Origin of the sequence: Chryseobacterium glaciei (assembly GCF_001648155.1) — a bacterium.
Lineage (GTDB): Bacteria > Bacteroidota > Bacteroidia > Flavobacteriales > Weeksellaceae > Chryseobacterium > Chryseobacterium glaciei.
Map to the genome: position 1 here is coordinate 1647033 of NZ_CP015199.1, position 14263 is coordinate 1661295.

Below are 14263 nucleotides of genomic sequence, written 5' to 3' on the forward strand. Positions count from 1 at the left end.
AAAGAAAAATGAAAACGATAAAATATATTATGATCGCAGCAGGTATATTGCTGATGAGCAAAACTTATGCGCAGCTTAATCCAATGGGAAGCACGTATTTTCAAAACCAATATCTAGCAAATCCCGCCATGGCTGGTATACGACAGGGCTGGGAAGTAAATGTCGGCTACAAGGTTCAATGGACGGCAATTGAAGGTGCCCCTACCATGCAGGCGGTAACCGCTGACTATGGAACAGTCGGAAAGAAAATTGGACTTGGCATTAATTTTTACAATGAAAATGCAGGTGTTATCCTTCGAACCGGTATAAAAGGAACATACGTCTATCATTTAGCGTTAAATGACAATCAGAGTTTTTTGGATTTTGGAATTTCCGGTGGTACTATGAATGAATGGATCGATTATGACAAGGTTAATGGTGATCTAGGCGACCTAAGTCTCCAACAATTTAATGCCCGCCGATGGTATGCTGACGGAGATTTCGGGATAGCTTACAGGAACGAGCGGTTAACCGTGCAGGGAGCCTTACCTAATTTAAAACGTCTGTTAAACAGGGATCTCAGAAGAAATACCGTTGACCGCGCTTTGTATATGGCCGCAGTAAGTTATAAATTCATTACCCCAAATTTCACCATTGAACCCAAAGCGGTGTATCGTGGTGTTGAAAATTACAAAGACATTTTAGATATTGGCGGAGGATTTACCTGTTTTGAAAATAAATTGATGATCAGCTCCATATATCACAGTTCCCATTCTGTTACCGCCGGAATCGGCACATTCTATCAAAATCAACTTCGGATACTATGCCTTTATACAACAGATACCGCTGACCTTCGAAGATACAGCAATGGCGAATTTGAGATTGCGCTACAATATAGTCTCAAATAATCTTATATGAAAGATCCTTTTACATTTTAAGAATACATCCATTCTTTAATTTGTTTAAGGATCTTTTTTATTTAAATCACCAATTGCAAAAGCTGTAAATCGGAGCATATTAATTTAGTGAGGTTTTATTATTAATTTTTCTAACCATTCAATGGTGCTGTTTTTTGAATTCGCCAAATTATAAAGATCGTTACTATCAATTAAAACAATATGATGATCCTCTCTAGATGCCCTTTTCAAAGCATTATCTACTTCTTTAGTAAAACCATTAAAAGAAATAAAGAAACCAAATTTAACAAGTTTTTTATGGTTGATCATTTTAGTTTCAAAATCACGCACTTCTGTGGCACCGACTTTACCGCTCCAATTTTTACATTCGACAAAGAAACTGGGACTTGTCAGAGAACTCCAGAAAGTACCGGCAACACCGTTTTTAATTTGAAGATCAATTTCTTCGTCTTGAGTACTCACACGCTTTTCTATAACTTCTAACCCCGGAATAGACGAAAACACAATCTCCATTAAATTCTCTAGGGCTCTTCCTTTTTCTGCCGAGCTCTTAATTAGAGGAATTCTGTCCAAAAGCAGCAATAATTCCTTCTTAAAATAAGCATCTTTTATGACTTCTTCCTGATTCATAATGGAATTGAAAAACTTATTGTAAAGTTGAATTTTGCCGATCAGCCTATTGGCGGAGTCAATATGAAAGTCTGAAATCTCTTCTTCGCTATCAATCATATCTTCCAATTGCAGCTCGACTAAGGCTTCTGGATCTGTTGCCTCCAGTAAAAGTTTGATTTTAACGACGGAGATAATCTCTGTATACTCTACCAATAATTCAGGATCAAATAGGTTTCCAATAATTTGAATCCACGGAGGCAAAACAAGTGCTTTCTGATAAAAGAAATCTCCAGGCTCATTTATAAAATTATTAAAAATTGATGAATGTCTTTCTTTCGTAATACGGTAAGTTTTGCCATCAACGGAATTTACTCTCATTGATTTCGAACCGGTTGAAACCTCTACTAATGGTAATAAAAATTTCACAAAATCCCTTAATTCCTGCTCACGGGTAAAGTGTGGAAATTTAGAATAGAAAGATTTCACTTTCTTTTCAAGGGTTACCGCGGTAAGTTTATCAAATTTTTCCGAGAGCTCGTCATAAATGTTCTGATAAACATCTTCTTTGATTTGGTCGTAGAAAAAAGAATAGATTTCTGTAATCATTTCCCAATCGAAACCTAATTTATCCAACTTATCTAGAGCCCGCTTACAGTTTGTTCTAAATCCAATTTTATGATAATCCTCTTCATCAGTTGTTTTCTCACTATATAAATCTGTTTCCTCAAATAAGAAAGATAGGTAACTGGGAATATCATATTTCCATGAATATTCCTGCTTACCAATCATTAAAGTAGAATAATGACCCATTAATTAAGCATTTTATTTTTGCAGAATATACTAAATTTTAGCAAGAAATTCTGTTTTTAGAAGGAGTGGATTAATGGATATTAGTAATCAATTTAATTTTTGGCATCGTACAAAAAATTAAGAGTAAGCCCATTCAATGATCTGTTTAAGGGTCTTCTTTACCTCTGCTCGTCCTTCCACTGTATTGATGTCAATGCCGCACATTGTTTCACCGCTCATCTTGGCCTGAAGGGTAAGGTAATAGATACCGCCAATCAGAATTCCTTCTATTGCCCGGATATTTTTCTCACTATCTTTAAAATAATCATCGGTGATCTTGCTGAATAGTTCCTCGCCCAACCGTTCACGTTCCTTATTGAGTTCTTTAAGTGGTTTCAGATCCTCACTGAGTCCCCAATTGATAATTTTACGCATTTCTTCATTGGCCATTAATGCATCAAACTGATTTTCCAAAAGAGAAAAGGCCGTTTGTTTTCCAAAGTCTTTCTTACTTTCTTCTATAATTTCATCAATCTGATCGAGGCTGACACTCCAGTAATCCCTGCTGTTCAGATACTCCTTTACAAGATTTTCCATGCCCCCAAAATACTCGTAAATGAGTTTCCGGTGTAGATTTGCTTTTGTCGCTATCCTGCTTACATTTAAACCTGTAAAACCTTCTTTCTTTAAGATTGCACCAACCGCGGTCAAAAGTTTCATTTTAGTTCTTTCCTTATCCCTGATCGGGCCACTGGTAGTCTTTCTGGTCATTTGCATCGAATTATAGAGGCAAATTGCCATTTTTTCCTTGGGATTCAAAGATTCTTACCATTTTGTTTTACGGCTCTTAGGGAGGGAGATGCCAAAGGGATGCTCATACAGAGGCGCCTTGAAATGGGTTAGGACTTTTACCACCACTCTTCAGCCTCAGTTCATTTTGGAATTAAAGTAGTAGAATTTTATTTTTTACGAATTTTACTGAGCTAGTTTCTATTATTAATTAAGCTGAAATTAAGTAGCGAGGCAGTACCTCGCTACTTGATTAGGCAAATTTAGCTGTTATGATTAATCCAAATCTGCATCTGTACGTGTGCCCAGTATAGTGAATCTGCTTGTCCCCAACCATGTGACATACCATACTCATATCCCTCCGCCCAAGCAGCCAATGCATTCGTAGGTTGTTTTGGTCTTGAGGAAATAGCGTTGTTTGATTTACTTTGAGCGTTAGAAGATGTGGGCGTGAACGCTACCACTGACAAAGCAAAAATTGCTGATAAAATAATTTTTTTCATGATTTGTAAATTGTGTTTTATGGTAAATATTTAATAATTGTGTTTCTAAAATAGATGCTTAATCAATATCAGTAATGATCAATCGAGTGATTTGCACAGTAGCGATATGAATAAGATCACAACACAATTATAAATATTTTATTTCGCAACTATGAGAAATAAAATAAATTTATTTTACCCCGTTGGTAGTAGATTCAAAGGTTCTTACTATCGCGTCACTGATTTTCCCCTTTTCAGGCGCGAGAAACGCTTAATATTCTTTTTCATACATTTACATCATATACTGACAGTTATGAAAAAAAAAGTTGTCCTTATTCAGGATAATGTAGATATACTGGATATTATGGATCATGTATTGACGGAAGAAGGTTATGATGTAACCCCATCACTAACAACTGAGCCTATTGATAACATTGATCAGATTGAGCCTGATGTTGTGATCGTAGATGACAATATTAAGGGAAAAAAGAAAGGATCAGAAGTCATTGAAGATTTAAAATCTGATTCGGAAACGGAAGATGTATCAGCTGTACTGACTTCTACATCTCCCGATGTCCCTAAAAAAGCAAAGGAATGCAAAGCGGATGACTATATAGAAAAACCTTTTGATATCGATCAAATGATTGAAGTCGTTAAGAAAAATGCTTAATTTATAGGAGTAAGGATTGTTCCCAATGAGTTGATCATTACAATTTCACTTTAATATGGGGTGCACTCATTTCTTTATTTTTATCATCGTCAGTTTGTACCGCCTGACCTTCTGGCGAGGGTGCACGTTCTTCTTTATCGGCAATTGATAACTGTATCTGCCTTTCCACGGCTGAAAGTTCTGTTTTCAGTTCCGAAAGTTTGTGTTCTTTTGACCAGGTGCTTTCTACTACCTCCCGAAGTACAGGAAGGTCCCTCTCAAGCTCATCAGCTTTCTTTTGTTCCTCACTGATCAATCCCGGTATCTTTTCAAGGGCACTTAAAAAGTTCATTGCCGCCAATTTTGGTTCTGAGGCCATCATTCCATTGTTATACGTGTACTTGATATTGCTTTCACCCATCACGAAAAATTTATTAAGTTTAATTTCCGTATCCTCTTTCTTAGAAATCTCAGTTTTGACCAGCAAGGTAAAACCGTACAGACTGCCGATTTCTTCGTATCCTCCACCCGTTCTTGCTTTTTTTGAAATTTCACCCAGTGTCATCCCGACCTGTTTTACCTCGGCATCCGCAGCAAGCCCCAGGAGCTTAATGGGATTTAACACCACTCCATCCTGATTTTTCTCTAGCCTTTTCTCCAAATTGTTCCAATCCACCTTCATCCGATCCAGTCTTGATTTGATAGCCTCTACTGTTGCAGTCATATCTTCCAATTTGTATTTTGAGGTAACCTTAGAGCGGTTGAATGCCTGTCTTTCACTCTCCAGGCCTGCAATCTGTTTTTCTAGCTTCGCTTTTTCCAATAGTTCCGTATTGCCGGAGAGGATTGCTACATATTCTGAAAAGTTCATGCCCGATTTCTCGTCCATACTGCCTTCGTCAATGGTACGCTTTCCAAGACTATTGTTTTTAAGCTGGTCAATAAACAACTGCTTATTATAAAGCAGGTTAAATTTATAACTGTCCAGCGATTTTTCTACCGCATAAATAATAACGTCTACGATGTTTTCTGCAAAGAATTTCGCGATCTCATTGCCTTTTCTAATGGCCCGGCCATCCCGTTGAGCCAGATCACTTGGACGCCACGGGGTATCCAGGTGATGAATCGCCACCGCTCTTTTCTGTGCATTGACCCCCGTGCCCAGCATATCAGTTGACCCGAACAGCACCCGTATCTTTCCTTCATTCATCCATCGTATGAACTCCCTTCGCTGTGTATCGTTCTTCGCCTCCTGAATAAACCGGATCTCTTGAGCAGGAATACCATGATCTTCGACCAGCTTGCGCTTGATCTCAGAATACACATTCCAGACCCCCGGTTTATAGGTGCCCAGATCAGAAAATACAAATTGGGTTCCTTTTTGGGCATTGAACTTTTTATAATACTTAGCGATATTAGCAGCGCAGTGTGAAGCCTTACTATCGGGATGATCCACATATTGTTGGCTGATCATTCGCATGTCTAACGACATCTTACGGGCGTAGTCAGTAGCAATCAGCATTTTGGCTTTTTCCTCACTTTTAGATAAGGGAGCTCTTCCAAGCAATGTTGCATTCCCCGTTTTCGCAAACTCCATCAGCTTTTTGATGAACGCTTCCTGCTGCGGCGTTGGAGGAATATTGTAAAGAATTTCGTTCTTTTCCGGACGGTCGATCCCGATGTCCTTTGCCGTACGGTAATCGGTGATCTCAGAGTAGAACTGAGCAAGCTCAGGCACTTTGATAAAATACCGAAAGCGTTCTTTTTGTACAATATTATTGGCTACCGAAAATTCATAATCGGTGGTTTTCCTGGCGTAGATCGCTGCCCAGGCATCAAAACAGGTAATACCCTGTTTTTCCAAGGCCTGTGGGCGTAGGTATTTAAAGAGTAAATACAATTCTGTCAATGAATTACTGATCGTAGTCCCCGAGAGAAAGGTAGCGCCCATATCTTTACCGGTTCTTTCCTGAATGGTACGAATGGCAAAAAGAAGGTTGAGTGCTTTTTGGCTTCCCTGAATGTTTCCTAGCCCTGCAACACGGTCATGGCGGGTGTTAAACATCAGATTTTTAAACCGGTGACTTTCATCTACCAATAAATGATCAATACCCATCATCTTAAAATCCACCACATCATCCTTGCGGTTTTCGATATCGTGTTCCAGCGTTTTAAGCTTGACCTCCAGATTTTGTTTTCGGATCAAAACGCCTTTGAGCATGGCTCTCGATATTTCACTGCCCTGAGCTTGCAAGGCAGAAAGGTTCTCTTCCACACTATTTAATTCTATCTGTAGAATTTCCTTTTGCAGTTCGGGCGATTGGGGAATCATACCAAACTGATCATGGGTAAGAATGATGCAATCCCAGTCATTATTCTTGATATCACCAAATATTCGTAATCTTTTTTGGGGCGTAAAGTCTTCTTTTCCCGGATATAAGATCTTTGCATGGGGATAGGCCGTACGGTAGGTTTCTGCAATTTCATGGACATTGGCTTTGAGTCCGATCATCATGGGTTTATGAGCCAGTCCCAAGCGTTTCATTTCCTGCGCTGCGGTACACATGATGAGCGTTTTTCCGGCACCTACTTCATGGTCACATATGGCCCCACCATTAAGTTTTATCATCCAAACGGCATCTTTTTGGCTTGAGTACAGATCCTCGATACCCAATGCTTTTCTATCTAACCCCGGAAAGTCCTGATGGCTTCCGTTGTACTGCGGGCGTACAAAACAGTTGAAGGTATCGTTGTATTGAGCAGTCAAACGTTTTTTAAATTCATCATTCTGATCATGAAGCCAATCAGTAAAGGCTTTACGGATCTCGTCTATTTTGCTGTTAGCCATCTGAATGGCTTCCATATCCCGAACTTTCACTTCCTGGTCACCAATTGTTACCTTCTTCGTAATATCCGGAGTCGTATTAACTAGTGCATTTTTGAGCAGTGCAATACCATCATAAGTCCGGCTTTCTGATTTAATGGCGTATTTATCCCTTATGTGCGCATTCTTTTGATCGCACTTAATAGAAAAGTCATCGGTGTTTTCAGTATAATGAATACGAACCTCAGTATCAAAAAGGTGCGAAGCAAATCGTTCATAGATGCCGGTAGGTATCCAGCGTTCACCGAGATTGAAATCCAATTCTTCAAATTCAATCTGCCGGGGTTTTGCTTCTTGCAATGCAGCAAGACTTTCTTTTGCTTCTTTATCATCCGGATGATGATCTAAATAAGCTTCCAATTCTTTGGCTTTTTCTACCACATTACCCGAAACCCACCTTTCTGAAATATCATATTCCCTTTCCAATGGATTATAGAAGATACGGCCGTGTAAGGCACCTTTCAAATCTTCAGCAGCCATATCGCTGATCTGCGACATATAAAACAAATTCACGTTCCCATATCGGTTCAATGATGCTGCCAATGCTTCATCAGGATTATTGGTAGCCAGTGTTGTAGTAGAAAAACTGACAGGACGGTGAAAAATATCCGCTTTATGTACCACACCACCCACTACCCGCTCCAGATAAGGGATTTCCTTACCGGCAGCGTCGGTCTTAATGAGCTTGATGTTTTCGGCAGCGTTCAGATTGCCGTATCGTTTTATAAACTCATCATACAGCTTATTTAGGGTTTCTCTTTCCGGCTTATGTTCGGTCTGCTTTTCTGCTTCCTTCTGATACAGATCGATATACGTGTCCCTTACCAAAATATAGGTTTCTGCTTTTGCTTTCTGGGCAGTTGGTAGTGATAATGGATGGAACATTGCATTTTCTTTCTCCTCATCGAGATCTTTCAGATAACCGACATGTCCATGATCCGTCACCAGGCAGTCGTTTCGATGGAACGATTGGATCGTTCCGGTATACATTCCAGGCTCAGGAATGCTTTTCATTGCAGGCGCAGTTTCACTGAGTGCATCTTCACCAAGGCCTGAGAACAGATCACCAAGCGAAGTCTTTGACTTACTATTTATCTGCTGATTGTTATTGACAGGACTTGTACCTGTAGTCTTCGCAGAAATATCCTGCACCTGCATGGTTGCACTAAATAAAATTCCTTGACGGGCACGCTCACGGTCATTGACCGTTTTTCTGCTTGTTACAGTTTTCTTTTGTTGAACCGTTGACTTTTTTGTTTTGGCATTTTTTGCAATGTCTATCGCTGATCCCTCATTTTCAAACAGATCAAACAAACTCAATTGTACTTCACTTTTTGCAGGAATATAAGTAGGGGTAACCCCATCCTGTTGTTCCTGTTTTGTAGTAATGGGTTCCGTGACAGGAGGTGTTATTTTTGGCGTAGCCGAAACCTGTACAAAAGATTTTTCATTTTGTACACCTTGATATAATCCTAGATTGAAATGATCCCGAAAGTCTTCCGAAAGCATTACTTTTAAGTCACCTGCAATGCCCCCCACACCATCTTTGTGCGTGTAGATCAGTGCAGGTTGTCCGTAAGGATCTGTACCGAGCACACTGGATGTATGTATGATCCGTTTATTATCATGAAAAAAGGCATTACCTGCCGTTTGGTATTCTGTTAATCTGCTTTCACAAAACAATTCTTCCGCTTCGCTTAAACCTTTTTTTAAACTGTTCTTTTGAAGAATGATCAGATCACTGCCAACCTCTGTTCCGGCATGTTCCGTAAAAAGATTGTTGGGTAAACGCACCGCAGAAACCAAATTACAATTTCTCATCAATGCCCTGCGGATCGGTTCATTCTTCGGGCTGTTGAGTACACCCTGTGAGGTAATAAATACCAGTATACCGCCATCACGCAGCATATCGCTCCCTTTCAGGAAAAAATAATTATGGACACTTCTTGCCGCTTGTTTTCTTACCTCGTCATTCCCTCTTGAAAAGGACAGGTCAAAAACAGAAGCATCGCCAAAAGGAATATTGCTGGCAACAACATCGTACTTTTCTCTTTCACCGTCAGGAATCTCTTCAAAACCTGCTATATGAATATTATAATCAGGATACAGTTGTGTTAGCACCTTTCCTGTAAGCAGATCCTTTTCATACGCAGTAACACTGCCTATGTTTTGGCGCGAAAAAGAATTTAGAAAGGCACCGATTCCGGCCGATGGCTCCAAAAATTTTTGGATGTTTACCCCACTGCTGTCTAAACTGTCCGCGAGCGCATCAATTATTTCCGGAGGGGTATAAAAGGCAGACAACACAGAACTCCGCATACTATCTACATAGCGGCGGTACTGTTTTTCATCCAGGGTATTACTTTTGAGAAGCTGGTGAAGCTGCTGCGTGAGCGGAAAAAGATCATGTTCTGTCTTTCGCCAATGGTTAACATCGATCTCATTTTCCACCGGATTGAGGATAAATTTCAACCCGCCAAATCCGCTGTACTCAAGTAAAAGTTTCTGCTCTCTTTGTGTAGCCGGGCGTTTCTCTTTCTCTAACTGAAAGACAACTTTTAAAGCATCAATGTTCTGGCGAAGATGCTCCTTCTTATTGAAGCCCATTCTCTTCAATCCAGATTTGAATCGTGCCCGTTAATTCTGTATACAATACATCATATGCGATACTATAGGCAAAATCATCAGTCAGCTCATACCCTTTAAAGACAGATTCACAAACCGGGAACATTTGTAAAGCAAATGGCCGCAGCGCCTCATCAGCCATAATCGTGTCGAACTCATTGCAGACTACACGCAATACCATATCGAATTTTGAAAAATGCAGGTTCTCAAATAAGATGAAATCCCCAATTTCATTGCACTGCTCAATCGAATTTCCTGAAAGAAATGCCCCTTCATAGGCACTGGCAGCGAGCGAGGAACGGCGCGAAATAAAGGTTCTGTCTCCTAATAATTCCGGAAAACTGCTATTAATATGTTCCTGCAATCTTAAGGTGAAATACGAAAGGTCGTTTGTTGTTGTTTTCATAAAATATTCTATTTTTTTTAATTGTTATTTTTAATCGGGAAGGCGTCACTCCAATTGGTAATTGGGCTTTCATTTTTACAGGTTATTATTGACTTGAATAGGTTATAATTCCTACTTTAGCAGCTCATTATTAGAAAAATTATACAATGAAAGAGTTATTGGAAAAGATCAGTGCAGAGCTGGAAAAATTCAAAGCAGATGCTGATTTACAGGCTGAAAAAGGAAACAAGGCAGCCGGTACAAGAGCCCGTAAATCGGCTCTGGAACTAAGTAAGCTATTTAAGGAATTCAGAAAGGTTTCTGTTGATGAAGCTAAAAAGTAAAAACAATCCCTGTCGTAAAACAGGGATTTCTTCTTTTCAAAACTACGAGGGATCAATAAGATTATAATCGCCTGTCAAAACTTCAATTTTCCTTTTTCCCGAGTTTTGCTTAACATTGCGGATTATTTTTTGTGGAATCTGTTGTTATCAAATTCAAAAGCTGTTTCTGTCTGTTCATTCAATACGATCCGTGCATCGAATTTCTTCCCCGCCTTACTTGTCATTCCTTTTAGAAGCGTAGTCTTTCCTTTATTAACAAGGTTTTCAACTTCCTTTACATTTAACTGTACCCCACAGATGCTGCGAAATAAGATCCAGTTACAAACCGCATCAGGACATTTAACGATCTTGTCCCTAATGAGCAGATGCATGGTCTTACATTTCGGACAAATTAAATCAGGCAGGTTTTCAGTATTTAGAGAAACTGATAACAATTCTTCGGTAATGGACCTCGTATAATTTTCAATTTCTAATTGAAAATCTTCTGCACTAGCCTCTCCGTTTTCAATCTTTTGTAAAGCAAGTTCCCATTCACCAGTCATAGCCGCATCAGCAATTTTCTTTTCCTTGATAAAGTCATACACTTTAAGTCCCTTTTCTGTTGGAAAAAGTGTTTTTTTTTCACGTTTAATATAATCACGGCTAAATAAAGTCTCAATAATTGCAGCCCGGGTTGCCGGTGTACCAATACCTACGTTTTGCAGTGCTTTGCGTTCTTCCACATTTTCAATTTCCTTTCCACAATTTTCCATAGCGGACAGAAGACTTGCCTCGGTATATAGGGGTTGTGCTTTGGTCTGTTTTGCTATCGCGTCAGCTTCCTGTATGATTAGATTATCACCTATTTTAAATACTGGAAGAGGCTCTGCAGCATCTTCACTTTCATCACTAAAGTTTCCTTGGATGATACGCCAACCCGGTTCTTTAATCACAATTCCTTTTGAAGAAAATTCGTAATGAAGAACCTCTGTGCTGATCGTGGTAATTTCCTTTTTGCAGGGCTGGCAAACTGATTCCAGCAGACGAACGGCGATCATATCGTAAACAGCAGATTCGTTTCCCACCAAAGCAGAAGGAACTTTATCCGTAACGAGTAAACCATGATGGTCGGTTACCTTTAAATCATTAACGATCCTTTTATTAAAGTGTCCCCACTTTAATTTTGAAACGGCTTCGGTTAAAGTCTTACGGTCATTCAGTGATTTGATTAAATGTGGAATTTCCGCCCAGACATCTTCGGGAATATAGCAGCTCCCTGTGCGCGGATAGGTAATGAACTGTTTTTCATAAAGGCTTTGCGCTATATTGAGCGTTTCTTCAGCGGAGAGATTCAGCTTCTTATTGCATTCCTTTTGGAGACCTGTTAAATCAAACAACAAGGGAGCCTGTTCTGAAACTTTTTTGGTGTCAATAGTACTGACCTTGGCCGTTCCACTTTTAAGGATCAATTTTAGCGAATCCTCAGCTTTCTTTCGATCATCCCACCTGGTTTGAGAAATACTTTTAAAATCTATAGACTCCTTGCTATGTTGCAGTTGTATCTGCCAGTATTTCTGAACCAAAAAATTTTTATTGTCTATAAATCGTTTGCAGATCAAAGCTAAGGTTGGAGTCTGCACCCTACCCAATGAATAGATGCCGTTTCCGGCAGAAATACTCAATGCCTGGGAGGCATTAATTCCTACCAGCCAGTCTGCCCTGCTTCTGCTTTGTGCAGCGTAAAATAACTGATCAAAGTCATTTCCGGGTTTAAGGTTCATAAAACCCTGCTTGATAGCTTTTTCCGTTAAAGAACTGATCCACAAACGTTCAAATGGTTTTTGACACTTTAAGTATTGATAAATATACCGGAAGATGAGTTCTCCTTCTCGCCCTGCATCAGTAGCTACAATAATGCTTTCACATTCTTTAAATTTCCGTTCAATGATTTTTAGCTGTTTGGCAGCTCCGGAATCAATGACGTAAGACTTTTCCTTTTTGACTTTCCGTACGATCAGTTCAAAGGGGTTTGGCAGGATGGGCAGGGATTCCTTGCTGAATCCCGCTATACCGTAATCTTCCGGCATAGCAAGGGTGATCAGATGTCCAAATGCCCATGTTACACAATATGAATTTCCGGATAAATAACCATCATTTTTCTCTGTAGCACCTAATAATGCGGCAATTTCACGGCCAACACTCGGCTTTTCTGCGATAACTAATTTCATCTTAATTATTTTTTTATTTAGTATGCCCGAATTATGCTTTAAGACCTTTTCTCACAGGTCTCTTGTTTTCAGCTTTCTGAGTGTCTTGCTGCTTTTGACTGTCCGGTCCTTTCTGTCCCGATTTTAAAGGCTCTTTGATGTTTTTTGTCGACTCATTGGTTTTCCCCTCTGAATTAACAGCGACCTGCGTTTTGTGCCCTTCTGCCGGCTGAACATTTTCTTTCAGATCATTAGGATTTTTAAAATCAAAATCTGTCCTGCCTGTCCCTTTATTAAAGGTGATGTACCCCTCGTATTTCTTTCCTTTTTTATCCACTAACCCCGAAATTTTTACAGTCTTACCGTCTTTTAGATCTGCATGCTGTTTATCGGTAAGCTCTTTATCCCTGAAAATTTTGTTGGGTTCTGTGGCTATATTTTGCTGTAATTTGCTGCTGAGATCATCATTACGTAAAAACTGCACATAACGCTTTTCCGCATTAAACTGTACCTTACCATCAAAGAGTTCCCCTTTATTCGACGTCATCCCCTCCAGATAAAGGGGCTTCCCATCCATCAAAGTTTGCTTTTGTTCGGCAGTCAATACAAGTCCCTTGAGATTATCCGGAATTTTGATCTTATCTGTTCTTAAGGCCACGATTTCATTGGTCAGCTTATCAATACTAATGATAGAAGGAATCTTCTCACCATTTTTAAGATTTTCAAGCTCTACAACACGTCCCATATTCCCAGTTTTCAATAAGTTTTCCTTATCTTCTTTACTAAACTCATGTCCGAAGAACTTGAAATCCAGATTGGGCTCTTTGCGGATACCATGAATAGCAACGGTAACTTCCCTTTCAGAATTTCTTTGCAGCGACAACCTTGCATCCATGCGGGTGATGACCGTACCAAGGTTAAGACTTACCGGAACAAGTTTATCTGTTTTAAAGCCTTTTAGTAAATCCTCTAAAACGTTCATTTTCTCCAGTTTTTCCTGATTAAGACCCAATTTGGACATGGTATTCCAATCGATGTCTTCCGCTTTGTAACGGTTTTCAGTGGTTCCCGGAGCTCCTTGATTTGCCTGCGTAATGTTTTGTGCCGCCTGCTGGTTTGTTTGTGATGTTTCCATATTATTTTGATTTTGAGGTTTATTTTCCTGCTGTTTATCAGCATTGACTTCGTATTTGGAAAGAATTTCATTCCCACCCTCTGATGAAATATCAATAGACTTTTGAATTTCATCAGCCGTTTTAACAGCAGCTTTAGCCGGTACTTTAAAAAAAGAAAAGTTGGTAGGATTTTTAAGCTGGCTAAAAAAGTTGGAAAAGAAGTTCGAAAAAAGATCTCCATTTTTATCCACCTTCATGAACTGATTTTGATTTTTCTTATCAGGCGGAACAGTTTCCAGTTCACCATTTTTCCCAATCCCTTTAACTGCCTCAATTCTCATTTTTTCCTTGTTCAAAACCAGTAAAATATCCGACAGCTGATCCGGAGAAGACTGACCGGGTATTTCCTGTTTAGGATTTTCTTTTGCTGCGTTTTCTAATTCACTCATGATACTATTGTTTAAGATTTTGCTCAAAAGTAGAAGCCATATCCCCTAGGCACCTCCG

10 protein-coding genes are annotated in these 14263 nt (G+C 39.5%); 3 read left to right on the forward strand and 7 right to left on the reverse strand.

What is annotated here, in order from left to right; all coding sequences use genetic code 11:
• Positions 1–8 precede the first annotated feature (8 nt).
• A complete protein-coding gene (locus A0O34_RS07375) occupies positions 9–887 on the forward strand; it encodes a PorP/SprF family type IX secretion system membrane protein (protein WP_228394361.1) in 879 nt (292 codons plus the stop codon).
• 114 nt (positions 888–1001) lie between these two features.
• Here the strand turns inward: A0O34_RS07375 and A0O34_RS07380 are convergent, their stop codons facing one another.
• From A0O34_RS07380 to A0O34_RS07390, 3 genes are all read right to left on the reverse strand, one after another.
• Entirely contained in the window at positions 1002–2318 is a 1317-nt protein-coding gene (locus A0O34_RS07380) for a restriction endonuclease (protein WP_066753191.1), read from the reverse strand.
• A 117-nt stretch (positions 2319–2435) separates the two neighbouring features.
• Positions 2436–3068 (reverse strand): TetR/AcrR family transcriptional regulator, encoded by a 633-nt coding sequence (locus tag A0O34_RS07385; RefSeq protein ID WP_066759561.1) that lies wholly within the window; start codon positions 3066–3068, stop codon positions 2436–2438.
• A 281-nt stretch (positions 3069–3349) separates the two neighbouring features.
• A complete protein-coding gene (locus A0O34_RS07390; RefSeq protein ID WP_157885970.1) occupies positions 3350–3556 on the reverse strand; it encodes a hypothetical protein in 207 nt (68 codons plus the stop codon).
• A 325-nt stretch (positions 3557–3881) separates the two neighbouring features.
• Here A0O34_RS07390 and A0O34_RS07395 point away from each other — a divergent pair, with 325 nt between their 5' ends.
• The gene (locus A0O34_RS07395; RefSeq protein ID WP_066753200.1) at positions 3882–4238 is read left to right on the forward strand and encodes a response regulator; all 357 of its coding nucleotides are present in this window, start codon (positions 3882–3884) and stop codon (positions 4236–4238) included.
• 37 nt (positions 4239–4275) lie between these two features.
• On the opposite strand, the gene A0O34_RS07400 is transcribed toward A0O34_RS07395, so the two are convergent.
• Both A0O34_RS07400 and A0O34_RS07405 read right to left on the reverse strand, forming a co-directional pair.
• On the reverse strand, positions 4276–9708 hold the full coding sequence (locus A0O34_RS07400; RefSeq protein WP_066753203.1) for an N-6 DNA methylase: 5433 nt from the start codon (positions 9706–9708) through the stop codon (positions 4276–4278).
• Complete coding sequence (locus A0O34_RS07405; RefSeq protein WP_066753206.1) at positions 9695–10132, reverse strand: DUF1896 domain-containing protein; 438 nt, start codon at positions 10130–10132, stop codon at positions 9695–9697. Before A0O34_RS07405 ends, A0O34_RS07400 begins: the two co-directional genes overlap by 14 nt.
• Positions 10133–10278: 146 nt before the next feature.
• On the opposite strand from A0O34_RS07405, the gene A0O34_RS07410 reads away from it, so the two are divergent.
• Entirely contained in the window at positions 10279–10455 is a 177-nt protein-coding gene (locus tag A0O34_RS07410) for a histone H1 (protein WP_066749871.1), read from the forward strand.
• Between the two features lie 122 nt (positions 10456–10577).
• Here A0O34_RS07410 and A0O34_RS07415 read toward each other — a convergent pair whose 3' ends face one another.
• Together A0O34_RS07415 and A0O34_RS07420 are read right to left on the reverse strand one after the other, a co-directional pair.
• Positions 10578–12662 (reverse strand): type IA DNA topoisomerase, encoded by a 2085-nt coding sequence (locus A0O34_RS07415; RefSeq protein ID WP_066753209.1) that lies wholly within the window; start codon positions 12660–12662, stop codon positions 10578–10580.
• A 31-nt stretch (positions 12663–12693) separates the two neighbouring features.
• The gene (locus tag A0O34_RS07420) at positions 12694–14205 is read right to left on the reverse strand and encodes a DUF3945 domain-containing protein (protein ID WP_082891122.1); all 1512 of its coding nucleotides are present in this window, start codon (positions 14203–14205) and stop codon (positions 12694–12696) included.
• Positions 14206–14263: the final 58 nt, after the last annotated feature.